This is a genomic window from Bacteroides sp. 3_1_13 (assembly GCF_001185845.1).
Classification (GTDB): Bacteria; Bacteroidota; Bacteroidia; order Bacteroidales; family Bacteroidaceae; genus Bacteroides; species Bacteroides xylanisolvens.
Window position 1 is genome coordinate 199,988 of sequence record NZ_KQ236956.1, and the last position, 24,506, is coordinate 224,493.

Sequence of the window (24,506 nt, forward strand, 5' to 3'; positions counted from 1 at the left end):
AGGTCAATATAATAAAACAAATTTAATCACAGTAAACGATGAACAGAAGTATGAAAAAGAACCTTTTCTTCGGGTTAATGGCTCTGGCAGGGCTATTCACCTCGTGCAGTCAGGACGACACCGACGCTTCCCCGACTGCGGACAGCAACCAAGTAAGCATGAGCATCGGAATGCCTGCCGATTTTGTAAAAACACGGGCTTCCGCCCCCGCTACGTTTCCCGCCGGCCATACGCTGCGCTGCATCCTCGAAGTGTGGACGAAAGATGGCTCTACACGAAGAGTACGCCAGGAGCAGTTGGTAACGGCTGGTGCCGCTAACATTACATTTAGTTTTGAATTGGCAGACCAAGGTGACTACAAAGCCGTGCTTTGGGCGGATTACATCGTTTCGGGTGCAACGGTGTCAGGCGACCACTATCCCGATAAGTATTACAAGACTGATAATGCCGATGGCTTGAAGAAAGTGACTATCATCACCGCTGCTTATACATACGCCGACCAACTACGTGAGGCATTTGCGGCAGTAGTACCGTTCACCAAAGGCGCTACGGCTAAGAACGACCTTACCGCCACGCTTGTCCGTCCGCTTACGAAAGTGACGATTGCGGAAAAGAACACCGAGATGATAGGCAAATGTAAAGACATGACGGCAACATACACCGTTCCGTCAGAATTCAATGCTTTTAGCGAGGAGGTAAGCCCGACAGCTACCTACGATGCCACCTACATCACAACCTCAATGGACGGCACGGATATTACTATCAATGGAAACAACTGCAAAATCCTCTTCTCCGATTATGTCTTTACCACTGCCGACGCCACGTTGGGCGGAATAAAACTTACGTTTACCGGGACAGGTAGCATAACGATGAACGATAGAGACATTCCTGCCAACATCCCCCTGAAACGCAACAACTGGGTACGGGCTGCCGGAAACCTGATTACAGTCGGAAACGATCCGGCGGTAACTTTGTCTGTAGATATGACCACTGACTGGGTAAGTCAGGATGCAACGGATATTTCGGATATCGTTAAGGTGGGTGACTTCTATTATGCAGACGGCACATGGTCTACCGCCCTCGATGCGAACAAGACCTGCATCGGCATCGTTTTCCAGACCGACCCCTCGCGCATCGGCGACAAAGAAAAACAGGTGTTGGCAGCAAAAGGCGTTGCCACGCCGCATGGTCTGGTCATGTCATTGAAGACCGTAACCAAAAGCCTTATGAGTTGGGGGGAAGATCACGATTTCTCCGAGCTGACGAAATGCACGGATAAAGTTGCCTGCAACGCAGACATCAACGGACTACTTAATTACACCACGGTAATCGACTATGCGGCCGCAAACAACAAAGAACTCGAAAATTTTTATCCCGCTTTCAAGGCCGTGAAGGATTATGTTGTACAGGCTCCCGAAAAGACGACGGGGTGGTACTTGCCCTCCATAGGTCAATGGTATGACTTTACCGCCAATCTGGGCGGTCTCCCAAGCTGGGATGACGCCATAAACGAAGGCAACGACCTAACCCCCAACCTGTATAGATGGAGTAATCAGACAGAACTCGTAAGTAAGATAAATGCCTATTTCGAACCGTTGGGCACTGGGAACTATGACGCAATCCCGAATGGGAGCTATCAGAAATTCTTCTCTTCCTCGACGTACTCCGATTCGGGTATATGGACGTGGTTTGTGGGTAAGCAGGCGAACGTTGTGCAATGCTGGCATAATGTCAGGTACAACTCCGATTCCGCCGTGCGCCCCATCCTCGCTTTTTAAGAATGACACACGGGGACGGGGTATCCAGGTCACTCCATCCCGTCCCCCTACATCATATACGTCCCAAGCCGCTGGGGGATGCAGTCGGCGGCAATATCATGAACCTTGTCCTTTTTCCCTTGTCGCCGACTTGAGAAGCGAACATCACTTCTCTTTATAGGATACCTTCCTCGATAGGAGCAATTGCCGGAAGCGACGCAACTGATCAAGGTAACAACCATAAAAAACATCACACTTATGAAAAAGATACTCGTCATCATCAACAAAAACTGGGAAACGGAACCCGTGCTCAACGCCCTGACCAACCCCAAACTGCGTCCCGCCGCCTTACCATTCCCTGAAGTGATAAACACTCCGTGCGACGGAGACAACCGCATGAGCCAACCCCGTGCTGTCTTCTCCCTTCCCCGAGAAGGAGAAGAACCGTTGCAAGTCGTAGTCCGCTGCATCGAAGACCTTATGGCAACGGGAGTCAACACTTCGAGTTCCCTCGAAAAATACAAAGTGCTCCCGCAAGCCATTGCTGCCGATGCCGCCGACCTCATCATCAGCGTCAGCACCGCCAACTATCCCGACCCGGCAGTGACCCATAACGGAACCGTTGTCCTCGGCGGCAACTTCTTTATCCACGACGGAAACCCCGACAGCCATGCCGATCCGGAACACAACCTTATCGACGACCGCGTAGGCACCTTCATCGCTTCCAACGTAGCCCCTGCCGTGTTCAGTCTGGCCGAAACCGTCAACGCCCGCCTGCACTGTTACCCCGGCGGCGCATGCAAACTTGTCCCGCCGCCCAACTTCCCCGCACCGCAACTCGTGTGTGAAGGAGCGTCCACCTTCACGGCAGTAGGCTCCGTCAACGTCACCGACTACGGTTCATACGACACGATAGACGCCCAAGCCCTTAAAGAATTTGCCGCTGCAGCCCCCGAAGGGTATACGGCAAACTCCATCGAAACCACCCACGGCGTGGTAAAAATCAGCACCTCAGGCGAACCTATCCTCTTTCTTTCCCCCATCACCGACCGTCTCAACCATTTCAACGAGGACGTGACCGACACGCAGAACTACGTGTCAGCCTTCAACGGCGGCCTTGCACTGGGCGAACTGCTTTGCGCGCTAGCGGAATACGGAGGGGAACGGCAAATATGATAATTGAGATAATTCGCAACATTTATTAATCACGCTTCCTTCTTGCAGCACCCCATCAGGAAATGCTTGCAGACACGGACAGACAAAGGTCGTCACTGAGGTAGGCTAAGTCCGACACCGAGGTAGGCAAAGGTCGTCACCGAGATAAGCAAAGTCCGTCACCGAGTATTAGTCCTATCGGGATGCGGCAGGGAAGAGGTAAAAAACATCAACTTATGGGATTCTTCAAGAAAGTAAAACAGAAAATCAATGGAATGTGGTATCCGCAATCCATCACCGTTGGCAAACCTGTCACGACGGACGAAGTGGCAAAACGTCTTGCCATTGAATCCACCGTAAGCCCTGCCGACACCTTTGCCGTGCTCAAGTCCCTTGGCAGCGTATTAGGTAGCTACATGGCAGACGGCCGCACCGTCAAACTCGACGGCGTGGGCACATTCTACTACACAGCCGTTGCTTCGGGCAATGGAGTGGACTCCCCCGACAAAGTGACTGCCAAGCAAATCACCGGCGTCCGTGTCCGCTTCATCCCTAAAACGAGCCGTTCATCCAACAACCAGGTTACCACCCGTTCCCTCGTCGATTCCAATATCTTCTGGGAAGAATGGGGCGGAAAATCCACAACTCCCAGCGAAGGTGGCGGTGGTGGTGAAGGGGGAGGAGAGGCTCCCGATCCGGCAGCATAAAGCCGGATGCTTTTCCGGTGCTATAAAAAGGACGGGTTCCTGCACCGCAAAAGGACTTTTCTGTATTGCCAAAGGCTCCTTCCGGCATTGCCGCACGACCCTTTAAGATGAAAGATTCGTTTTCACTCGCCGCTGCTGTAGCCTGCTGCCGGATGAGAGAAACGAATCTTTCTTTGTGTGCCGGGGGAAATAATCGGTTCTTGACAGAACAATCTGCACCGGAATTGTTATCTTTGCCCGTAGCATTGATTATAATAAATGGAAAATTTATGAAACGAAACAAATAAGAGAGATTATACGTCGCGTGGCTCCTACGGCAAAAACTATTTTATATGGTTTGCAAGCAAGGAACGAAGCGCGTAGCGACAGTGATATTGACCTGCTTATCCTGCTCGACGGCGAGAAAATGACATTGAAGGACGAAGAATCTATCACACTGCCACTTTACGAACTGGAACTGAAAACCGGAGTCTCTATCAGCCCGATAGTCACGCTCAAAAAACTTTGGGAGAACCGCCCATTCCCCCCCCTTTTTATATTAACGTCACCAATGAAGGTGTCGTGTTATGAGAGAAATCTTGGATGAAGGAAGCCGAAGTAATGATTCGGGAAATGTTTTAAAATGTAGCTACCCCTCTATTTCTCCTTTGCCAGTGTAAATACAAACTCAAGTCCGCCTCCCTGATTGTTCTTGGCGGAGATGTTGCCGCCGTGGATAATAACGGCGTTCTTCACAATAGCCAGTCCCAATCCTGTTCCACCTAGTTTGCGTGAGCGACCTTTGTCTACCCGGTAGAAGCGTTCGAAGAGACGGTTCAGATGTTCGGGTGATACACCTATACCAGTATCGGCGAAGCTGAAATAGTAGAAATTCTCATCTTCACGGAAACAGTTGATATTTATCTGAATATTGCTTCCGGCGTATGCGATGGCATTGTCCATCAGGTTGCGGAAGATGGAATATAACAATGAATAATTACCTTTGACTTGTATGCTCTTTTTCAGAGAGTTGATTACTGTGATATGCTTTTCGTCGAGTTCCAGAGATACTTCATTGATAATATTTCCGACCAGTACACTAATATCCACTCGTTCCATATCAATCATGCTGGCGGCTTCGTCCATGCGGGTGAGTACGGAGATGTCGCGTAGCAGCCGGCTCAAACGATTGCTTTGTGCATAACAACGTTCGAGGAATACGTTTATCTTTTCACGTGGAATATTCTCGTTGCTGACAATGGTTTCCAGATATCCTTGAATACTGCTGACAGGAGTTTTCAACTCATGGGCGATATTTTGAGTCAGTTGGCGTTTGAGTCTTACTTGTTCTTCTTCCTGGGTGACATCGTTGATGGAAATCTCAAAGCTGGCATCCTGGAAGATGATACATTCTACGATAAATGTCCGCCCGTTCTTGTTGATGGTAACTGACATTCGTTTTTCGCCTTTTCCTCTCGAGCGTTCCTGCTGATTCTTATTGATAAAATGAATAATCTCTTTTAGTTCGTTGATGGCAAAGACTTCTTCTGTTGTTTCCAGGTTGGAATCCGAAATCAGGTTACTGTATTGGGTGAAAAGATTGTTGACTAGAATTTCTTTCTTGTCTTTTGTGAATACTCCTAATCCTTCGTGCGAGATTTGGAGATGAGTGATTAGCTTTTCACGTTCGATGTAGAGAGCTTCTTTGGTTTCGTGCAATCGTTTGTAGATTTGGATGATGTGTTGTGAGATTTCTCCTAGTTCATTATGTGGAAAAGCGGATTGCATAGCCATTTCGATAGGCTCGTTTCGGTCGGCACGCATGGCAAATTCACGGAGCTGGCTGATGGAAGTGCCCAGTTTGTTGGTGAATTTATAGAAGATAATCATTAATAATAAGGTTACGATGATGGTAAACCATAGATAGTGCGGGTCTGCTTGCAGGTTGTTGATGAGGCTGACGTTATAAGGCAAAGCCGAACGGACAATATAATCTTTATAACGAGTGGCCGAATAAAAATAGGGAACTCCGGTTGTTTCCGAAGTACGACGTACGTCATATCCGTTACCATGCTTTATTGCTTTCTGTACTTCCGGACGATTCAGATGGTTTTCTATTTGGTTATTATGATTTGGATAACTGTCGTAAACAACATTTCCTTCTGCATCAATAAGGGTCACACGCAAGTCTTCCAGAATATGTTTGTTGATATAACCGCTGATTATTTCGCTATCAAGGGGTTGCTCTTCCAATTGTTCGTAGAGTCTGCTGTTGTAATCTTGCAGTTTTGTATTCAGCAGTTCTATTTTATATTCCCGTTCACGTTGATACTGGTACGCAATAAAACAAATGGCAAATACCAAAAATAGTGAAATAACCGAAAGGAAAAGCTTCCGGCTGAAAGAAAGAAAATGTTTTTGAGTTACAGGCAGGTTCATAATAATTACTTAATTCGGTATTATTACTTATTCAGCTTCAAAACAGTATCCGTATCCGAGACGGGTGACAATACGTTTGCCGTATATACCTATCTTTTTACGTAAACGGGTGATGTTTACGTCGATGGTACGGTCGAGCACATACACTTCGTCACTCCAGATACGGGCCAGAATGTCTTCGCGTGAGAATACACGTCCCTTATTCTGTACCAGTAGAAGCAATATTTCAAATTCTTTTTTAGTCAATGGCACTTCTTCATCGTCGATGCTTACTTTTTTCTTCGTGATGTCAATAACGAGCGACTGATAAGTAAGACGTTCGGGTGCTCTTTCCGTTTCCGTTGTTACCGTACGTCTTAATACTGCTTTCACACGGGCAATGACTTCACGCAGCGAGAAAGGTTTCGAAATATAATCGTCTGCTCCCAGATTGAATCCGGTCACAGTATCGTTTTCAGTATCTTTTGCCGTGATAAAGATGATAGGCACTTTTGCTGTTTTTTTGTCTTTCTTCAATATGTTAGCCATTTTGAAACCGGAGATTTCTCCCATCATCACATCGAGGAGAATTAAGTGATAACTGCTGATATTCATCTTCATTGCTTCTTCGGCAGAATTTGCTGTATCAACCTCATAACCTTCGTTTTCAAGATTGAATTTCAGAATCTCACAGAGGTCTTCTTCATCGTCGACAACTAGAATACGGTAATCGTTCATAAGATATATGTATTAATGTGATATGACAAAGTTACGTTTTTATTTTATCCTTTGCAAAGATGAGGAGACTTTGTTACGGGCAGATGAAACAGACGTTACAATCGTGTTACATTCTGTGAATTCCGGGAATTGATACGGAATATGGAAGTTTTTGTTGATTGTAAGAGGAAAAAACGCTCGCTATTTGTTATCTTTGTTAGCGAGATACAATAGAAATGTTTGACTATAGAAACTACAAATAATGATAAAAATTGACTTAAAACGACATCGGAAGGAAATAATAGGATCTGTTGTGGTACTGTTAATTCTCCTTGGCGGTATGTCTGTGTTTAAATATACTTCATTCAATTCCGGTTTTGAGATTGTAGACGATCTGGGAGGAAATATATTTCCTTCGGCGATTCTGTCTGTTGCCACCACTGATGCACAAGTGATTGTTCCGTCGGATTCGACGTCTTTGGGAAATCCGAAGTCGTGTATTGCCGTTCGGTTGAAATCGAAGACAGCTTATAGTCGTGTGCGGATTGAAGTAGCCGAAACGCCTTTTTTCTCCCGCTCGGTGTCGGAATTTGTATTAAACAAGCCCAGAACGGAATATACGATTTATCCTGATATCATCTGGAATTATGAGGCACTGAAAAATGAGGTGCAGGCAGAACCGGTAAGCGTAGCCATCACAGTGGAGATGAATGGAAAAGATTTGGGACAACGGGTACGTACTTTTTCAGTGCGTAGCATCAATGAGTGTCTGTTGGGGTATGTGGCTAACGGAACTAAATTCCATGATACCAGTATTTTCTTTGCGGCTTATGTCAATGAAGAGAATCCGATGATCGATCAGTTGCTTCGCGAGGCATTGAATACTCGGATTGTTAATCGCTTTCTCGGTTATCAAAGTAAGGCTAAAGGGGCGGTAGACAAGCAGGTATATGCCCTTTGGAATATATTGCAGAAACGTAAATTCCGTTATAGTTCTGTTTCCAATACCAGCCTTTCGAGCAATGTTGTTTTCTCGCAGCGTGTCCGTACGTTTGATGATGCACTGGAATCTTCACAGATTAATTGTGTGGATGGGAGTGTGTTGTTTGCGTCGTTGCTTCGCGCCATTAATATTGATCCTATCTTGGTACGTACACCGGGGCACATGTTTGTAGGATACTATACGGATAATTCGCACACGAATAAAAACTTTCTGGAGACAACGATGATTGGTGATGTCGATCTGGATGATTTTTTCCCGGATGAACAACTGGATTCTACAATGGTAGGCAAATCGCAGAATGAGATGTCGTTACTGACTTTCGAGAAATCGAAGCAGTATGCTAATAAGAAGTATAAGGAAAACGAAGAAGGAATCCATTCCGGAAAGTTGAATTATATGTTTTTGGAGATTTCTAAAGAAGTGCGGAGGAAAATACAGCCGATAGGAAAATGAAGAATTAAAAATGAAGAATGAAGAATATCCTTGCGGTATACTTGCATAGCGCAGCAAAATTCTTCATTCTTCGTTCTTCATTCTTCATTATTAATTCGTATTTTTGCCCAAGTAATCATTTTTAATATAAAAGGATGCAAGGCAAGAAATTTATCTCTCCCGGAGCATGGTTTTCTATGAACTATCCATCAGACTGGAATGAGTTTGAAGATGGCGAAGGCTCTTTTCTTTTCTATAATCCCGATGTATGGACGGGAAATTTTCGTATATCCGCATTTAAAGGAAAAGCCGGTTATGGTAAAGATGTCATCCGGCAGGAACTGAAAGAGAATGATTCGGCTTCGTTGGTGAAAGTCGGAACGTGGGAATGTGCGTATAGCAAAGAAATGTTTCAGGAAGAGGGGACGTATTATACTTCCCATTTGTGGATTACAGGAGTTGACGATATTGCTTTCGAATGTTCTTTTACTGTACCTAAAGGCGGAGTTGTGAAGGAGGCGGAAGATGTAATTGCTACTTTGGAGGTACGCAAAGAAGGGCAGAAGTATCCTGCTGAACTGATCCCGGCCCGTCTTTCTGAAATCTATTTGATTAATGAAGCGTACGAATGGGTGGTATCTACCGTGAAACAGGAATTGAAAAAAGATTTTCAGGGAATAGAAGAAGACCTGGAGAAACTTCAGCAGGTGATTAATAGCGGTAAGATTGGCTCGAAAAAGAAAGAGGAATGGTTGGCAATCGGCATCACAGTTTGCATAATTCTGACGAATGAAGTGGAAGGTATGGAATGGAAAACGTTGATTGACGGTAACCGGGAAGCTCCTGTATTACAATATAAAGACCGTATCATCGACCCGCTGAAACTGGCATGGAGTAAAGTAAAGGCAGGAGAACCTTGCGACATTATTGAAGAGTATAAATCCGTGATTATTAATCACTAATCACTAACCAACTAATTACTAAATTACGTGGCTGTACCTTATTTACAGATAGATAACCTGACCAAGTCCTTCGGTGACTTGGTTCTTTTTGAAAATATATCTTTTGGCATTGCTGAAGGCCAGCGTGTAGGATTGATAGCGAAGAACGGCAGCGGAAAAACTACTTTATTGAATATAATCGCCGGAAAAGAAGGTTATGATAGCGGTAACATTGTTTTCCGTCGTGACCTTCGGGTGGATTATCTGGAACAAGATCCACAGTATCCCGAAGAGTTGACCGTGCTTGAAGCCTGTTTCCATCACGGTAACAGTACCGTGGAACTGATAAAAGAGTATGAACGTTGCATGGAGACTGAAGGTCATCCGGGATTGGAAAATCTTCTGGCGCGTATGGATCAGGAGAAAGCCTGGGAATATGAACAGAAAGCCAAGCAAATTCTTTCGCAACTCAAAATCCGTAACTTCGACCAAAAAGTGAAGCAACTGTCCGGTGGACAGTTGAAGCGCGTTGCTTTAGCCAATGCGTTGATTACCGAGCCGGATCTGCTTATCCTTGATGAGCCTACCAATCACCTGGACTTGGATATGACCGAATGGCTGGAAGATTATCTGCGTCGTACCAATCTTAGTTTGCTGATGGTGACGCACGACCGTTATTTCCTTGATCGTGTTTGTTCGGAGATTATTGAAATAGACAATCAACAAATCTACCAATATAAAGGTAACTACAGTTATTATCTCGAGAAACGTCAGGAACGTATCGAAGCTAAAAGTGTAGAAATAGAACGTGCCAACAACCTTTACCGTACGGAACTCGATTGGATGCGCCGGATGCCGCAGGCACGCGGGCATAAAGCCCGTTACCGGGAAGATGCTTTTTATGAATTGGAAAAGGTGGCAAAGCAACGTTTCAACAATGATAATGTGAAGCTGGAGGTGAAAGCATCCTATATCGGTAGTAAGATATTCGAGGCCGATCACTTGTTTAAGAGCTTCGGTGATTTGAAGATACTGGATGATTTTTCTTATATCTTTGCCCGCTATGAAAAGATGGGCATTGTGGGAAATAACGGGACAGGTAAATCTACTTTTATCAAGATATTAATGGGGCAGGTTGCGCCCGACAGTGGAACGGTGGATGTTGGTGAAACTGTTCGTTTCGGCTATTACTCGCAGGATGGCCTTCAGTTCGATGAACAAATGAAGGTGATTGATGTAGTGCAGGATATTGCCGAAGTGATTGAACTGGGGAATGGAAAGAAACTGACTGCTTCGCAATTCTTACAGCATTTTCTGTTTACTCCCGAAACGCAACATAGCTATGTCTATAAGTTGAGTGGGGGCGAGCGTCGTCGTCTTTATCTGTGTACCATCCTGATGCGTAACCCTAACTTCCTGGTGCTTGACGAACCTACCAACGACCTCGATATTATCACTCTGAACGTGCTTGAAGAATATCTTCAAAATTTCAAAGGTTGTGTGATTGTTGTTTCTCACGACCGCTACTTTATGGATAAGGTAGTAGACCATTTGATGGTATTCAATGGACAGGGAGATATTCGCGACTTTCCCGGAAACTACAGTGACTATCGTGACTGGAAAGACGCGAAAGCTCAAAAGGAGAAAGAAACTGAAAAGCCGCAGGAAGAAAAGACTGCCCGTGTTCGTCTGAACGACAAACGGAAGATGAGTTTCAAGGAAAAACGAGAGTTCGAGCAATTGGAAAAGGAGATAGCAGAATTAGAAACAGAAAAAGTACAGATTGAAGAACTCTTATGTAGCGGTACCCTTTCTGTTGACGAATTGACAGAGAAATCGAAACGTTTGCCTGAAGTCAATGACCTGATTGATGAGAAAACAATGCGATGGCTGGAACTTAGTGAAATAGAAGGCTGATTTGTGCCATTGTATCACTAGAATAGCCTGATAATGATAATAACTTTGATAATATATCCCAGACAACATATAACCTTGTATGACAAACCTAACCAATTATCATAGCCACTGCCTGTTTTGTGACGGACGCGCCAATATGGAAGATTTTATTCGTTTTGCTATTAGCGAAGGATTTACTTCCTATGGCATTTCTTCCCATGCTCCACTGCCGTTTTCTACTGCATGGACGATGGAGTGGGATAGAATGGATGATTACCTTTTCGAATTTTCCCGTCTGAAGAAGAAATATGCAGATAAAATAGAGCTTGCCATTGGTCTTGAAATAGATTACCTGAACGAAGAAAGCAACCCTTCTTTACCCTGTTTTCAAAAACTACCACTTGACTACCGGATAGGTTCCGTACATATGTTGTACTCTCCGGAAGGAAAAATCGTAGATATTGATACTCCGGCAGATCTTTTCCGTCAATTGGTAGACAAGCACTTTGATGGTGATTTGGATTCTGTGGTCCGTCTTTACTATAAGAACCTGCTTCGTATGGTAGAATTGGGAGGATTTGATATTGTTGGTCATGCTGACAAGATGCATTATAATGCTTCCTGTTATCGTCCGGGATTATTGGATGAACCGTGGTATGATGCGTTGGTTCGCAAATATTTCACCGCCATTGCCGAATATGGCTATATCGTTGAAATAAACACTAAATCTTATCATGATTTAGGAACATTCTATCCCAATAAACGATATTTCTCTTTCCTGAAAGAGTTGGGTATCAGAGTACAGGTAAACAGTGATGCGCATTATCCGGAACGGATTAATAATGGACGCTCCGAAGCATTGGCTGCTTTGAAGAAGGCAGGCTTTACTTCAGTTGCAGAGTGGCATAATGGAAAATGGGAAGAAAGAGAAATAGAATAAAGAAATAGAATTTAGTCAATCTCCAAAGTGCCTCCTTAATAAACTGATAATTTATTTTGTTTATTAAGGAGGCGCTTTCTTTAAGGATGTTTTGAGATGTTATTCAGTTCTTTTGCAAGCATTTGCCTGGAAAAACTCGTTCAATGTATCTTCATAGTTACCATGAAGCATAATATGATGATTTCCCAAAGGATTCTTCAGAAAATACTCGGCTGGAGTATTCATGCGGATGCGTACTTGCGTGCGGCACATATTAATATAATTGGTATTTTCAGTCAATGTTCCAGTAGATAAGTAATATTCGTCCAGACATTCACCGCCGCATTTTATAATCGTTACGTCTCCTGTCGGAAGTAACCCTTGTATGGCAATTCCTTTTTCTGTTTCAAAATGATTGCGGATAATGTATCTCTCCGTTTGTTTGAGTCCTATGGTGCAGTGTGCTAATATCAGCTCGTTCGTACGGGAATTAATCATGGAAGGATTTGCCATAAATCCGTCCTTGCCCGTAAGCGCTTTCACTGCTAATAGCGTAAATACAGATTGAAGATCGCCTTCACAACCTGCTATTATCCCGTCATCATTCAATAAAGATAATGCCACGCATCCGGTAGTGTCGATTTGTTCAATCAATTTAAAGCAGCTCAATGTCAGTGCTTCCAGATTTTCTTCCTGACACACCTTTTTAATAGCCCGGTACAGCCTCATGGATTTGATTAAATCTTCGGGAGTTCCTTCGCGACAGGCAAGAGCTTGCGATGCTACAGCCGCACATGACGCTCCGACTTGCTCATCCGTTATTTGTTGAAATTGTTCGTAAATCCGTTCCAATGGAATATCTACATATTCAATTCCCCAACGACGTTTTGCCAACAGGTAGTCTACGTTACTGGCAACTAACCAGGAAGAAGGAGTTCCGATGACTCCGATACGTTTGCCGAATAAGGAACGTTGTGCACGGAAATTATTATAAAGTGTATGAATACGCAGGATGATAGCAGGTAATTCGCCATGTAGTATTTCGCTCTTCATTCCACGTCCCCGTAACCATGTGGAGATTTCCAATGCGGCAGCAAGAGAGTTCTGCATGCCGTCTGCCAGTAAAATGGCAGGGCGGGGGAGGTTTTCGAATTGCTGTATGACCAGTCTTTCCACCCCACCGGTAGCGATAAAAATGATTTTGAAATCATCACTACTAAGCTTGTCCATATCTTGATAATCGACGAGCTTTACGGTATAATATTTTTCAATTTCGCTTAAAATAGCTTCGTGTGAGCTACGTAGCGAGACTTGTTTGTGAAGGATTGAAGCAAATGAGATAAGGTGTATGGTCATTATGATATTGTTTTAAGTTTTCCGTATGACAAATGTATAGCTTTCTTTTCAAATTACCATAACGATTTTAACCTTGCTAAGGTTTTTAAAGTTTTTATGTCTCTGTATTCAAATTATTGCGTACATTTGCAGCTCCAAGTAGAAAAAGTAAATAGTAATTAAGTAATTTGTAGTTAAAATTATGCCAACCATATCCATTCGCGGAAACGAGATGCCTGCATCTCCTATCAGAAAGCTGGCTCCTTTGGCAGACGCTGCCAAGCAACGTGGAGTCCATGTGTTTCACCTGAACATCGGACAGCCTGATCTGCCCACTCCTCAGGCCGCGATTGACGCGATACGCAATATTGACCGGAAGGTATTGGAGTATAGTCCAAGTGCCGGTTATCGTAGCTATCGCGAGAAATTAGTAGGATATTATGCGAAATTCAATATCAACCTTACAGCAGACGATATAATCATTACATCAGGAGGTTCGGAAGCCGTACTTTTTTCCTTCCTTTCCTGCCTGAATCCGGGAGATGAAATAATTGTTCCGGAACCGGCTTATGCTAACTATATGGCATTTGCAATCTCTGCCGGAGCAAAGATCCGCACCATTGCTACGACCATTGAAGAGGGCTTTTCTCTTCCGAAAGTAGAGAAGTTTGAAGAACTGATTAATGAGCGTACCAAAGCGATTCTTATTTGTAATCCCAACAATCCTACCGGTTATTTGTATACCCGTCGTGAAATGAATCAGATTCGTGACCTTGTAAAGAAGTACGATTTGTTCCTTTTCTCCGATGAAGTATATCGTGAATTTATATATACCGGTTCTCCTTATATCTCTGCCTGCCATTTGGAAGGTATTGAGAATAATGTGGTATTAATTGACTCCGTATCCAAACGTTATTCAGAATGTGGTATTCGTATTGGTGCGTTGATAACCAAAAACAAGGAGATACGCGATGCTGTCATGAAGTTCTGCCAGGCTCGTTTGAGTCCTCCATTGATCGGACAGATTGCTGCAGAGGCCTCTTTGGATGCTCCGGAAGAGTATTCTCGTGAAACGTATGATGAATATGTAGAACGTCGTAAATGCCTGATTGACGGTTTGAACCGTATTCCCGGTGTTTATTCACCCATCCCGATGGGAGCTTTCTATACAGTAGCGAAACTCCCGGTAGATGATTCCGACAAGTTCTGTGCATGGTGTCTCTCTGATTTTGAATATGAAGGTCAGACGGTATTCATGGCTCCGGCTTCCGGTTTCTATACCACTCCGGGTTCCGGCATCAATGAAGTTCGTATTGCTTACGTATTGAAGAAAGAAGATTTAACCCGTGCGCTTTTTGTCTTGCAGAAGGCTTTGGAAGCATATCCGGGAAGAACAGAATGAAATTTAAGTATTAAGTATTAGGTATTAAGTATTAACCGTAGCTTCTTGTGTGTTTGCTCGTGTGTATAATTGCCTAATACTTTATGTCTAATACTTAATACTTTATACTTAATACTTAACCCAATGTCTCTATCACTTTTCATAGCCCGGCGTATCTATCGTGAAAGCGATGGCGGAAAGCAGGTGTCACGTCCTGCGGTCCTCATTGCCATGGCGGGTATTGCTATTGGCTTGGCTGTGATGATTATTGCGGTGGCGGTAGTTATCGGGTTCAAAAGTGAGGTGAGAAATAAAGTCATAGGATTCGGGTCGCATATTCAGATAACTAATCTGGATGCGGTCAGTTCTTACGAAACCCATCCGATTGTGGTAGGAGACAGTATGATGACTGCTCTTGCTGATTATCCGGAGATAAGCCATGTGCAGCGTTTCTCTACCAAACCGGGTATGATTAAGACCGATGACGCTTTTCAGGGAATGGTGTTAAAAGGGGTAGGTCCGGAGTTCGACCCCCATTTTATAAAAGAGTATTTGGTAGAAGGGGAGATTCCTGTTTTCAGTGATTCAGTATCTACCAATCAAGTGCTTATCTCGAAAGCGTTGGCAACTAAAATGAAGTTGAAACTGGGAGATAAGATATATACCTATTATATACAGGATGATATTCGCGCTCGTCGCCTGACGATTGCCGGAATTTATCAGACGAACTTCTCCGAATACGACAACCTCTTTTTACTGACGGATCTTAATCTGGTGAATCGCTTGAACGGTTGGCAACCGGAACAGGTGACCGGTGTGGAATTACAGGTGAAAGATTATGATAAACTGGAAGATATAACCTATGAGATCGCAACTGATATTGACAACAGGCAAGATGAACTGGGAGGTGTGTATTATGTGCGTAACATCGAACAACTGAATCCTCAAATCTTTGCCTGGCTTGATTTATTGGATTTGAACGTATGGGTGATTCTGATTTTGATGATAGGAGTTGCCGGCTTCACCATGATTTCCGGTTTACTGATTATTATCATCGAACGCACCAATATGATTGGGATTTTAAAAGCATTAGGAGCCAATAATTTCACGATTCGCAGAACCTTTCTTTGGTTTGCAGTCTTTCTGATTGGCAAAGGCATGCTTTGGGGCAATGCCATTGGTTTGGCATTCTGTATTCTTCAATCTCAATTCGGACTTTTCAAACTTGATCCGGAGACTTATTATGTAGATACTGTCCCGGTATCTTTTAATGTTTTACTTTTTATCTTGATTAATTTGGGTACTTTGTTTGCTTCTGTATTGATGTTGATTGGTCCTTCATTTTTGATTACCAAGATCAATCCGGCAAGCTCCATGAGATACGAATAATCCTCTTTTTATCTACCCGTTTTCTACTGCATAAATAATTTAGTCTGTTGCGTGATGTGGAGTGAATAATATGTCTATATTTGCGCCCAATTTACTTAATATCCTCTTGTAGGTTTAATTTTTAACCATTATGAATAATGTGTTAATCCTGTTGGATAATCTGGATGACTGGAAGCCGTATTACGAGACAAGTAGTGTCCTGACTGTTTCCGACTATCTGAAAAACAAACCGGTAGAAAAAGACCGGAAGTTAGTTATTAATCTTAGCGATGATTACAGTTATAACTCTGAAGGGTATTACTGTTCATTGTTAGCCCAAACGAGAGGACAGAAAGTCATTCCGGATGTTGATATAATCAACAAGTTGGAGACCGGGACGGGTGTTCGGATGGATCGTAGTCTGCAAGCCCTCTGTTACCAGTGGATACAGAAGAACAATGTCAAAGACGACATTTGGTATCTGAACATTTACTTTGGCAAATGTAGAGAGAAAGGTCTGGAGCGGATTGCACGATTTATTTTTGAGAATTACCCTTGCCCATTATTGAGGGTGGCTTTGAATACTCATCCCAGAAATCAGATCGAAAGTATTCAATTTCTTCCTCTGAATCGGCTCAATGATGAAGAGCAGGATTTCTTTGCCAACACATTGGATAACTTTAATAAGAAAATATGGCGTGCGCCTAAGTCGGCGAAGGCTTCCCGTTATAGTTTGGCTGTATTGGTTGATCCGCAGGAAAAGTTTCCGCCCAGCAACAAAGGTGCTCTGCATAAATTGGCAGAAGTTGCCAAGAAGATGAATATTCATGTGGAAATGATTACGGAAGATGACGCCATCCGTTTGCTCGAATTTGATGCCTTGTTCATTCGTACTACAACATCATTGAATCATTATACATTCCATTTGTCGCAATTGGCTGCACAAAACGGAATGGCCGTTATTGACGATCCGCTTTCCATCATCCGTTGTACGAACAAAGTATACCTGAAAGAACTTTTTGAAAAGGAAAAAATTTCTGCTCCTAAGTCAACGCTGATTTTTCAGTCAAACGATCATTCGTTTGAGCAAATCAGCGAACAGGTGGGGGCTCCTTTTATTCTGAAGATACCGGATGGGTCTTATTCTATTGGCATGAAAAAGGTTTCGAATGAGGAAGAACTGCAAGCAAGTCTGAAGATGCTGTTTGAGAAGTCGGCTATCTTACTGGCACAGGCATTTACTCCTACGGAGTTTGACTGGCGTGTCGGCCTGTTGAATGGGGTACCGCTGTATGCCTGCAAATATTATATGGCAAAAGGACATTGGCAAATTTACTGCCACTATGATTCGGGCAGAAGTCGTTGCGGACTGGTAGATACGATTCCTATTTATCAGGTGCCTCGGGTAGTGTTGGATACAGCCGTTAAAGCTGCGAATCTGATCGGAAAGGGATTGTATGGAGTCGACCTGAAAATGGTAGATGATAAAGCCTATGTTATTGAGATCAATGATAATCCGAGTATCGACCATGGGCTGGAAGATGCCATTATCGGTGATGAAATGTATTACCGGTTACTGAATCATTTTGAGCAGGCCTTGGAGGCGAAACATTATTGATGATGGAGACGGGTTTATTTGTTCGTAAAGCACAGCAGATTGATATTCCTGCTATTTTGGAAATAGAATGGGAATGTTTTCGGGAAGATAGCTTTTCGAAAGAACAGTTTGCTTATCTGATAAGCCGCTCGAAAGGAACTTTCTATGTAATGATGGAAGGGGATAGGGTAATCGCTTATGTCTCCTTATTATTCCATGGTGGAACTCGTTATCTAAGGATCTATTCGATAGCTGTCCATCCGGATTTCAGAGGGAAAGGATTGGGACAGGCATTGATGGACCAAACGATTCGGACAGCAGACGAATGTAAGGCTGCTAAAATTACTTTGGAAGTGAAGGTGACGAACGCTGCCGCTATTGCGCTATATATGAAAAATGGCTTTATTCCTGCTGGAATAAAGCCATGCTATTATCATGATGGTTCGGATGCTATTTATATGCAACGGTTGATTCCATGAATTCATCTTCTCATGAAATCTCCTTTTCCTCGAAAGAATCGGCAAATCTTGAAATTCAGCGACTGTATAGGTTGGAGAAGGTCGAATACCGGTAATGAGAAATAGTATTTCCGATTTCCTCCCATTTCTTTGGCTGTTTGGTTAATAACGACAATTTGCATGATGAAGCGTAGTAACCAGATTAACAGTGCGATGCCTGCGACTAACCAATGAGAATTGAGGACGCCGGATGCGATGCCTGCTATACAGGAAACATAGAATAACAGACGGGAGAAAGTCTCAAATCCCAAAAGGTATCGTTGTATTCCCTGATAATATCTTGCGGTCGCCATATAGCTTATTTTTTCCTCTTTCCATTCTTTGTATCGGTACACAGGATTTATCCGTGTGGTGGCGTTGATGTCTGTTTCGACGCGGGTATTTGAAGGAGTTGCCAACTGGTTGATGAATAGGTCATCCTCTCCACGTTGCAGGTTCAGGTATTTGGAGAATCCTTTCTGTTGGAAAAACAACTCTTTCCGGTAAGCTAAGTTACGTCCGATACCCATATATGGTTTTCCAACTAAAGCGAATCCCAGATAACGTAAAGATTGGAAGAGGGCATCAAATGCGGTACGTTTGTGCAACCATCCTTTTGTACGGTCATAACCGCTATACCCCAATACGATTTGAGTCTGCGGAGTGAAGTTGCGTGCCATCAGCTTTAACCACTGGTTACTTGCCGGCATACAGTTTGTTTCTGTAAATACCAGCCAATCATGTTTACTGGCTTTGATGCCTAATGTCAGGGCCAGTTTTTTATGACTGATATAACGTGCGCTTTCAGGGGTAAAACTATGGTAAAGATGAGGATATTTTTCTTCCATTATTCCCAGTATATCCTCGGTTTCATCTGTGGAAGCATCGTTGATGACAATCACCTCGAATTGCGGATAATCCTGTTCCAGAATAGCTGGCAGGATTTTACGCAGGTTTTCAGCCTCATTGCGTGCGCAGAGAATTACGGAAAGTGGAGGCAGTTCTCGTGAAAAATGTACCTCTTCTTTGCGTACAGCCTTATTATGGGCATGTATCCGATTGTACAGGCCAAAATAATAGATGAGCTGAATGATAAAAAGAATACCTGCCGCTGATAAAAGAATCAGTTCGACAGTATTGAATGTAAATGTTTCCATCAAATTTTAGTGTCGTTTTTACAACGGCAAAAGTACACAATTTTTCGGTAGTTCCGTCATCTCGACGGGAGGTTATTTCGTAAGTCCAGATATTCTTTTTTAAACATATCTACAAAAAGAAAGAATAGCGAAAGCAATAACGGGCCGAAGATCACTCCCATGAACCCAAATAACGGCAGACCGATGACTACTCCGAAAATGGTGATAAGCGGATGTGTATCTGCCATTTTCTTTTGGAGAATAAACCGGATCAGGTTATCTGACTGTGATACGACGATGGCTCCATAAGCAGCAATTCCGATGGCATTAAACCAGTCTCCGCTTATGGCAAGGTAAGCGGCTACGGGAAACCATACCAGTGCGGTGCCTACCATCGGAATAATGGTTGCAAAGCAGGTCAGAAATCCCAGCATCAATATGTTGGGTGCTCCGAAAAGGAGATAACCGATCATGGCTACTCCTCCCTGAATGATAGCCAGCAAGGGAATACCGATGGCATTGGAACGAACAATCATATTGATTTCGTGGATCACTTCTTGAGTATTGGTCTCGTTAAATGGCAGAATATCGTTGACGTATGCTTCCATTTTTTTCCCTCCGATCAACATGAAATAAAGTACAAAGATCATGACGAACAGGTTGATGGCGAGACTGCTGATACTCTCCATTATGATTTGTCCGATACGGGGAAGTATGGAGACAATGAATGTCAATGTATCTTTTCCTAATACATCATATCCTGTTTTCTCTTTGATAAATTCGGCTACTTGTTGGATCGGTGCGATATACGTTTGTGGGTCCAGATTGATATCTTGTAGTTTATTTACTACCATCCAGACGGTCAGTCCCAAAGGAATAAGGAAGACAAAAATAGTTTCTGCGGTAATCAGTAAAGCACTTAGGCTACGTTTTAGCTTTCGTTTTTCTACCAGATATCTCATCTGTCCGCGTACAAGAATATAAATAGTGAGTGCTCCCAATAATCCTCCCAGGAATGGAGTGATTTGTCGGAAGATGATGATCCCCATAAATAGGATGATGACGATGAGGGAATATTTCCAGTATTGTTCTTTGGTGCTCATATCATGTGAAATTCGTTTATATAATGAACAATTAAGGTATAGGAAAGGTTTGTTTTATGGTGAGATAACGAAATGAAAACAGTTTGGTTTCATTGAGCGGATATTCGTTAATATCCAATTGATTTATGTTAAATGTTAACGGATTGGTTGTTTCTATTAAACCATGTTATAAGATACGCTGCTTTGACCTGAAAATTTGGAGATAACCGAAAAGCTCGTATCTTTGTAATGTGTTTTTCATAGTATTAGATTTAAGGTTAACAAAGATTGGCTGTCTGGGATAGATAGCCTTTTTTTATGTTATATATTCTGCTCTGTTTGACTATCCTCTTGGTTTTTCACAAAAAGCATTTGATTCCCACGTCCCACTTTACAGATTATGCCTTCTTTGGCAAACCGCTTTAAATCCTCTAATGCTTTATTTTTCAGTCGTCCGGTCAGTTCGGTATATGTGGTGCGTGTGATGAATCCATATCGGTTGACGTGTTCAAGTAGTCTTCTTTTCAGTTCTTCGTCATCCAGTTGGCTTGAAGCTTGGAAAAATAGTTTTTGAGCCCGTTCCAGTTTACCCGTTGCTTTCTTCTTGAATGTTTTGGAAGCAAGGAAATTCACTCCGTTGAATTGAATGGAAGGTGAACGCAGGTCTTTTTTATCTTTCACCAGTCGGGATTTTATCTTTCCGGAAAAATAACCGAACTCACCTACTTCTACCCGGTAGCCTTGTCCTATGTATTCTCCCACGAGGTCTACAAGTTCCATCAGTGTACCTTCTACCACTCCCGGCTTGTATCCGGTGCGGGCAACGAGTTGTTTCAATAGTTGTTTGGTGTTGATAGTGCCGTTAAATACAATGCTGGGGTACAACACATCCTTTTCTCCCTCTTTTGTAGTGAGAGCCGGTTTCTTCTTAAAGTCGTAATATGCCATTATTCTGATAATTAAATATATTCTCTGTATTCTTTATTGTTTTTTACTGTAGCTTTTATGAAACTGCTTAGTATAATTTTGCTCGTCCTGTTATAGGGTGTCTATTGTCCTGTTATAAAAAACTATTTGTTTTCCTATAAGAAAATAATTGTTTTGTTGTAAAGGGATAATGAAAATTATGCAGTAAAGGTATTTGTTTTATGTGAGGCGGACAAGTAATTGATGCAATGTTTGGGAATAATCTTCTAATGTGTTGAACAAGTGAACGTTTCTTGTCCTGTGCCGAAAATTATGTTTTTCAGCATAAGTGAGTGTTTTTCTATACTAATATTATTGTATTCTAAAAAAAATCCCTTAATATTGCATTTGTATTATTTGTCAGACAAATAATACAAATCATAAAATTCTAATAATATGAAGATAGAAATTAATCAAACAACATTAATCGATCAGGTGGAAGACAGTCTGCTTACTTACTTTAAAAAGAATGACTTAAGGCGTGGAGATTCAATTCCCAATGAGAATAATCTGGCTGCAGAATTAGGAGTTGCAAGGAGTGTTGTCAGAGAAGCATTGAGTCGTTTGAAAATGATGGGGCTGATTCATGCACGTCCTCGCAAAGGAATGGTTCTGACCGAACCTTCTATTTTAGGAGGGATGAAAAGAGTGATAGATCCTCGTGTTTTGAGTGAAGAAACTATTTTAGATCTGTTAGATTTCAGAATTGCACTTGAAATAGGAATATCAAGCGATATTTTCCGTAAGATAACTCCTAAAGACATCGAAGAATTAAGCGAGATAGTGAAAATGGGAATTGTTTTTGAGAATAATGAATACGCATTAATCAGTGAATCGGCTTTTCATACGAAACTATATAAAATCACTGGAAATAAAATAATATCCGAATTTCAGGAAATCATTCACCCTATACTTGTCTATGTGAAAGAAAAATTCAAAGATTATTTGAAACCTATAAATATAGAAATGAGTAAAAGTGGTAAAATAGCTACTCATGCTGATTTGCTGGATTTTATAAAAAAAGGGGATGAAAAAGGATACCGGGATGCCATCGAAAGACATTTTGAGGTTTATAAGATTTTCAAGGTCAATCGGAGTCAGGAGTTGATGGCAGAAAAAGAAAGTAGTGAAAAGGTAGAAGGGATATGAAAAGACTACATTTCATCATTTTATGTTTATCCTTAATAATATTGTTTATGAATACATCTTGTTTGAGAAAAAAGGAAAAGAGGATAGAGGTGCAATGGGAAAACTCATTGCTGCTTCCAGGATGCGCCGGCATGCCGGAGAACGTCGGATTAGCAGGTGCATATTCCGGGATAGTGGAAGGAAAGTTGCTTGTGCTGGGCGGAGCTAACTTTCCTGACAAGTATCCTTGGGAAGGAGGAACGAAAACTTGGTGGTCTACTTTATATAGCTATGATTTACAAACGGGAAAATGGACTGTTTATGATGATTTTCTCGATCGCCCGCTTGCTTATGGAGTTTCAATAAGTCTGCCGGAAGGATTGTTGTGTATTGGAGGGTGTGATCGTACGCAGTGTAGTGATAACGTTTTCCTGATAAAGAAAGAAGAAGATTCATTTGTGATAGACTCTGTCAGTTATCCATCTTTGCCGGTTCCGTTGGCGAATGCAACGGGAGCAATGGGTGATAACTGTATTTATATTGCTGGGGGGCAAGAGACTATGGTAAATGAACAGTCGACTCATCATTTTTACATGCTTGATTTGATGCATAAAGAAAGAGGATGGCAAGAAATGCCGGATTGGAATGGTCCTTCTCTTTCCTATGCAGTAGGCGTGGCTCAAGGGGAACGATTTTATCTTTTCAGCGGAAGAAGTTATGCTCCGGATGAGGCGATGGTAGAACATACGGAGGGGTACGTATTTGAGCCAGGCATTGGAAAATGGAGTAAAATGATCGGTTCTTTTCCTGTAATGGCGGGGACTGGTATACCATACGGGGAGGATAAGATTCTGCTATTTGGGGGAGTGGAAGAGATTCTTCCTACATCTTCCGAGCATCCGGGATTCAGCCGCAAGTTACGAGTAGTCAGTACAAGTACGAATTCTCTGGTAGATTCGCTCGAATGTCCTTATCGCATTCCGGTTACTACGAATGTTGTTTCTGCCGGGAATCAGGTATTTATCGTAAGTGGTGAGGTACAGCCGGGAATACGGACGCCATTTATTCTAAAAGGAAGTTTCTAGAAATAAAATGAAATATCAAATCTAATTAAATGCATTATGAACAATTATGAAAGACTGGAAGGTATGGTTGCGGCCACCTTCACCCCAATGGATGAAAATGGGGATGTAAATTTATCTATTATTGAAAAATATGCTGATTGGATCGCATCAACTCCTATTAAAGGGGTGTTTGTGTGCGGTACGACTGGTGAATTCTCTTCGCTGACGATTGATGAACGTAAATTAATTCTTGAAAAATGGGTTGCTTCGGCTGGTAAGCGGTTCAAAGTGATTGCCCATGTAGGTTCAAACTGTCAACGGAGTGCTATGGAATTGGCATGTCATGCGGAAAAAGCAGGAGCCGATGCCATTGCTTCAATAGCTCCGTCTTTTTTCAAGCCGGGAACGGTAGATGAGTTGATCGATTTTTTTGCTCCGGTTTGTAGGTCTGCCAGTGGACTGCCTTTCTATTACTATAATATGCCGTCGATCACAGGGGTTAATTTGCCGGTAGATAGATTTTTGGTAGAGGGTAAGAAGAAAATACCAAACTTGGTAGGTACTAAATTTACTCATAATAACCTGATGGAGATGGGGGCTTGCATCGATTTGGAGCAGCATAAGTTTGAAGTTCTGCATGGCTTTGACGAGATTTTGATTGCAGGTTTATCAATGGGAGCTGTGGCAGGCGTAGGAAGTACATATAATTATATTCCCAATGTTTACCATGCCATTTTTGAATCAATGAAGCAAAATGATGTGGAAACAGCACGTGCCTGGCAAATGAAATCTATACGTACAGTGGAAGTTATCATTAAATATGGTGGAGGCGTACGTGGAGGTAAAGCTATCATGAAATTAATAGGCATTGATTGTGGCAGTTGTCGTTTACCGATTAAACCTTTTTCAATTGAGGAGTATGACAAATTAAAAGGTGATTTGGATGCAATAAATTTCTTCGATTTTTAGATATAAAAAGAGGAGATGACAGTAAAAGTATATTGCTGGGGTTTAGCTATTTTACTTTC

The 24,506-nt window shown here is 42.5% G+C and carries 20 protein-coding genes and 1 pseudogene; 15 read left to right on the forward strand and 6 right to left on the reverse strand.

Annotated elements, in window-relative coordinates:
- Positions 1 to 50 precede the first annotated feature (50 nt).
- From HMPREF9009_RS13180 to HMPREF9009_RS13200, 4 genes and pseudogenes are all read left to right on the forward strand, one after another.
- Positions 51 to 1,778 (forward strand): DUF6562 domain-containing protein, encoded by a 1,728-nt coding sequence (locus tag HMPREF9009_RS13180; protein WP_229037672.1) that lies wholly within the window; start codon positions 51 to 53, stop codon positions 1,776 to 1,778.
- Positions 1,779 to 2,015: 237 nt separating this feature from the next.
- Complete coding sequence (locus HMPREF9009_RS13185) at positions 2,016 to 2,933, forward strand: hypothetical protein (RefSeq protein ID WP_008644718.1); 918 nt, start codon at positions 2,016 to 2,018, stop codon at positions 2,931 to 2,933.
- A gap of 215 nt (positions 2,934 to 3,148) precedes the next feature.
- Positions 3,149 to 3,619, forward strand: coding sequence for an HU family DNA-binding protein (locus HMPREF9009_RS13190; protein ID WP_049703314.1), 471 nt, complete (start codon positions 3,149 to 3,151; stop codon positions 3,617 to 3,619).
- A 265-nt stretch (positions 3,620 to 3,884) separates the two neighbouring features.
- Positions 3,885 to 4,189: pseudogene (locus tag HMPREF9009_RS13200) on the forward strand (nucleotidyltransferase family protein).
- A 66-nt stretch (positions 4,190 to 4,255) separates the two neighbouring features.
- Here HMPREF9009_RS13200 and HMPREF9009_RS13205 read toward each other — a convergent pair.
- Together HMPREF9009_RS13205 and HMPREF9009_RS13210 are read right to left on the reverse strand one after the other, a co-directional pair.
- Entirely contained in the window at positions 4,256 to 6,037 is a 1,782-nt protein-coding gene (locus HMPREF9009_RS13205; protein ID WP_004314841.1) for a sensor histidine kinase, read from the reverse strand.
- A gap of 27 nt (positions 6,038 to 6,064) precedes the next feature.
- Positions 6,065 to 6,754 carry a response regulator transcription factor gene (locus HMPREF9009_RS13210; protein WP_049702452.1) on the reverse strand — a complete coding sequence of 230 codons (690 nt, stop codon included), beginning with the start codon at positions 6,752 to 6,754 and terminating at the stop codon, positions 6,065 to 6,067.
- A 241-nt stretch (positions 6,755 to 6,995) separates the two neighbouring features.
- On the opposite strand from HMPREF9009_RS13210, the gene HMPREF9009_RS13215 reads away from it, so the two are divergent.
- The 4 genes from HMPREF9009_RS13215 (at position 6,996) to HMPREF9009_RS13230 (ending at position 11,945) form a co-directional block, all read left to right on the forward strand.
- Positions 6,996 to 8,189, forward strand: a complete 1,194-nt coding sequence (locus HMPREF9009_RS13215) for a hypothetical protein (RefSeq protein WP_008019595.1) — start codon at positions 6,996 to 6,998, stop codon at positions 8,187 to 8,189.
- A 134-nt stretch (positions 8,190 to 8,323) separates the two neighbouring features.
- Complete coding sequence (locus tag HMPREF9009_RS13220) at positions 8,324 to 9,130, forward strand: DUF3805 domain-containing protein (protein WP_008025701.1); 807 nt, start codon at positions 8,324 to 8,326, stop codon at positions 9,128 to 9,130.
- 27 nt (positions 9,131 to 9,157) lie between these two features.
- The gene (locus tag HMPREF9009_RS13225) at positions 9,158 to 11,026 is read left to right on the forward strand and encodes an ABC-F family ATP-binding cassette domain-containing protein (protein ID WP_008025699.1); all 1,869 of its coding nucleotides are present in this window, start codon (positions 9,158 to 9,160) and stop codon (positions 11,024 to 11,026) included.
- A 79-nt stretch (positions 11,027 to 11,105) separates the two neighbouring features.
- Positions 11,106 to 11,945: a histidinol-phosphatase gene (locus HMPREF9009_RS13230; RefSeq protein ID WP_008025697.1), complete on the forward strand. Its 840-nt coding sequence runs from the start codon at positions 11,106 to 11,108 to the stop codon at positions 11,943 to 11,945.
- A 99-nt stretch (positions 11,946 to 12,044) separates the two neighbouring features.
- Here the strand turns inward: HMPREF9009_RS13230 and HMPREF9009_RS13235 are convergent, their stop codons facing one another.
- Positions 12,045 to 13,280, reverse strand: coding sequence for a fucose isomerase (locus tag HMPREF9009_RS13235; protein ID WP_008025695.1), 1,236 nt, complete (start codon positions 13,278 to 13,280; stop codon positions 12,045 to 12,047).
- A 181-nt stretch (positions 13,281 to 13,461) separates the two neighbouring features.
- Here HMPREF9009_RS13235 and HMPREF9009_RS13240 point away from each other — a divergent pair, with 181 nt between their 5' ends.
- The 4 genes from HMPREF9009_RS13240 (at position 13,462) to rimI (ending at position 18,084) form a co-directional block, all read left to right on the forward strand.
- A complete protein-coding gene (locus tag HMPREF9009_RS13240) occupies positions 13,462 to 14,661 on the forward strand; it encodes a pyridoxal phosphate-dependent aminotransferase (RefSeq protein WP_007757808.1) in 1,200 nt (399 codons plus the stop codon).
- Positions 14,662 to 14,784: 123 nt separating this feature from the next.
- Positions 14,785 to 16,029: an ABC transporter permease gene (locus HMPREF9009_RS13245; protein ID WP_004314833.1), complete on the forward strand. Its 1,245-nt coding sequence runs from the start codon at positions 14,785 to 14,787 to the stop codon at positions 16,027 to 16,029.
- A 130-nt stretch (positions 16,030 to 16,159) separates the two neighbouring features.
- Positions 16,160 to 17,626, forward strand: coding sequence for a RimK family protein (locus tag HMPREF9009_RS13250; RefSeq protein WP_004314832.1), 1,467 nt, complete (start codon positions 16,160 to 16,162; stop codon positions 17,624 to 17,626).
- Positions 17,626 to 18,084 carry a ribosomal protein S18-alanine N-acetyltransferase gene (gene rimI / locus HMPREF9009_RS13255; RefSeq protein ID WP_008025691.1) on the forward strand — a complete coding sequence of 153 codons (459 nt, stop codon included), beginning with the start codon at positions 17,626 to 17,628 and terminating at the stop codon, positions 18,082 to 18,084. The genes HMPREF9009_RS13250 and rimI overlap by 1 nt, the downstream gene beginning before the upstream one ends.
- Positions 18,085 to 18,086: 2 nt before the next feature.
- Here rimI and HMPREF9009_RS13260 read toward each other — a convergent pair whose 3' ends face one another.
- The 3 genes from HMPREF9009_RS13260 to HMPREF9009_RS13270 all read right to left on the reverse strand — a co-directional run bounded on the left by HMPREF9009_RS13260 (position 18,087) and on the right by HMPREF9009_RS13270 (position 21,268).
- Positions 18,087 to 19,259, reverse strand: coding sequence for a glycosyltransferase (locus HMPREF9009_RS13260; RefSeq protein WP_008025689.1), 1,173 nt, complete (start codon positions 19,257 to 19,259; stop codon positions 18,087 to 18,089).
- A gap of 56 nt (positions 19,260 to 19,315) precedes the next feature.
- The gene (locus HMPREF9009_RS13265; protein ID WP_008025686.1) at positions 19,316 to 20,341 is read right to left on the reverse strand and encodes an AI-2E family transporter; all 1,026 of its coding nucleotides are present in this window, start codon (positions 20,339 to 20,341) and stop codon (positions 19,316 to 19,318) included.
- Between the two features lie 300 nt (positions 20,342 to 20,641).
- Positions 20,642 to 21,268, reverse strand: coding sequence for an HU family DNA-binding protein (locus HMPREF9009_RS13270; protein WP_004314827.1), 627 nt, complete (start codon positions 21,266 to 21,268; stop codon positions 20,642 to 20,644).
- A 414-nt stretch (positions 21,269 to 21,682) separates the two neighbouring features.
- On the opposite strand from HMPREF9009_RS13270, the gene HMPREF9009_RS13275 reads away from it, so the two are divergent.
- From HMPREF9009_RS13275 to HMPREF9009_RS13285, 3 genes are read left to right on the forward strand one after another with little or no spacing between them, the layout of a single operon-like run.
- The gene (locus HMPREF9009_RS13275; RefSeq protein WP_004314826.1) at positions 21,683 to 22,435 is read left to right on the forward strand and encodes a FadR/GntR family transcriptional regulator; all 753 of its coding nucleotides are present in this window, start codon (positions 21,683 to 21,685) and stop codon (positions 22,433 to 22,435) included.
- A gap of 47 nt (positions 22,436 to 22,482) precedes the next feature.
- The gene (locus tag HMPREF9009_RS13280) at positions 22,483 to 23,499 is read left to right on the forward strand and encodes a hypothetical protein (protein ID WP_049702453.1); all 1,017 of its coding nucleotides are present in this window, start codon (positions 22,483 to 22,485) and stop codon (positions 23,497 to 23,499) included.
- Between the two features lie 36 nt (positions 23,500 to 23,535).
- Positions 23,536 to 24,447 carry a dihydrodipicolinate synthase family protein gene (locus HMPREF9009_RS13285; protein WP_049702454.1) on the forward strand — a complete coding sequence of 304 codons (912 nt, stop codon included), beginning with the start codon at positions 23,536 to 23,538 and terminating at the stop codon, positions 24,445 to 24,447.
- Positions 24,448 to 24,506: the final 59 nt, after the last annotated feature.

Excerpts from the sequence above, each read along its gene's own strand:
- HMPREF9009_RS13180 (WP_229037672.1), top strand. The coding sequence starts at position 51 with ATGAAAAAGAACCTTTTCTTCGGGTTAATGGCTCTGGCAGGGCTATTC.
- HMPREF9009_RS13185 (WP_008644718.1), top strand. The coding sequence starts at position 2,016 with ATGAAAAAGATACTCGTCATCATCAACAAAAACTGGGAAACGGAACCC.
- HMPREF9009_RS13190 (WP_049703314.1), top strand. The coding sequence starts at position 3,149 with ATGGGATTCTTCAAGAAAGTAAAACAGAAAATCAATGGAATGTGGTAT.
- HMPREF9009_RS13205 (WP_004314841.1), bottom strand. The coding sequence starts at position 6,037 with ATGAACCTGCCTGTAACTCAAAAACATTTTCTTTCTTTCAGCCGGAAG.
- HMPREF9009_RS13210 (WP_049702452.1), bottom strand. The coding sequence starts at position 6,754 with ATGAACGATTACCGTATTCTAGTTGTCGACGATGAAGAAGACCTCTGT.
- HMPREF9009_RS13215 (WP_008019595.1), top strand. The coding sequence starts at position 6,996 with ATGATAAAAATTGACTTAAAACGACATCGGAAGGAAATAATAGGATCT.
- HMPREF9009_RS13220 (WP_008025701.1), top strand. The coding sequence starts at position 8,324 with ATGCAAGGCAAGAAATTTATCTCTCCCGGAGCATGGTTTTCTATGAAC.
- HMPREF9009_RS13230 (WP_008025697.1), top strand. The coding sequence starts at position 11,106 with ATGACAAACCTAACCAATTATCATAGCCACTGCCTGTTTTGTGACGGA.
- HMPREF9009_RS13235 (WP_008025695.1), bottom strand. The coding sequence starts at position 13,280 with ATGACCATACACCTTATCTCATTTGCTTCAATCCTTCACAAACAAGTC.
- HMPREF9009_RS13240 (WP_007757808.1), top strand. The coding sequence starts at position 13,462 with ATGCCAACCATATCCATTCGCGGAAACGAGATGCCTGCATCTCCTATC.
- HMPREF9009_RS13245 (WP_004314833.1), top strand. The coding sequence starts at position 14,785 with ATGTCTCTATCACTTTTCATAGCCCGGCGTATCTATCGTGAAAGCGAT.
- HMPREF9009_RS13250 (WP_004314832.1), top strand. The coding sequence starts at position 16,160 with ATGAATAATGTGTTAATCCTGTTGGATAATCTGGATGACTGGAAGCCG.
- rimI (WP_008025691.1), top strand. The coding sequence starts at position 17,626 with ATGATGGAGACGGGTTTATTTGTTCGTAAAGCACAGCAGATTGATATT.
- HMPREF9009_RS13260 (WP_008025689.1), bottom strand. The coding sequence starts at position 19,259 with ATGGAAACATTTACATTCAATACTGTCGAACTGATTCTTTTATCAGCG.
- HMPREF9009_RS13265 (WP_008025686.1), bottom strand. The coding sequence starts at position 20,341 with ATGAGCACCAAAGAACAATACTGGAAATATTCCCTCATCGTCATCATC.
- HMPREF9009_RS13270 (WP_004314827.1), bottom strand. The coding sequence starts at position 21,268 with ATGGCATATTACGACTTTAAGAAGAAACCGGCTCTCACTACAAAAGAG.
- HMPREF9009_RS13275 (WP_004314826.1), top strand. The coding sequence starts at position 21,683 with ATGAAGATAGAAATTAATCAAACAACATTAATCGATCAGGTGGAAGAC.
- HMPREF9009_RS13280 (WP_049702453.1), top strand. The coding sequence starts at position 22,483 with ATGAATACATCTTGTTTGAGAAAAAAGGAAAAGAGGATAGAGGTGCAA.
- HMPREF9009_RS13285 (WP_049702454.1), top strand. The coding sequence starts at position 23,536 with ATGAACAATTATGAAAGACTGGAAGGTATGGTTGCGGCCACCTTCACC.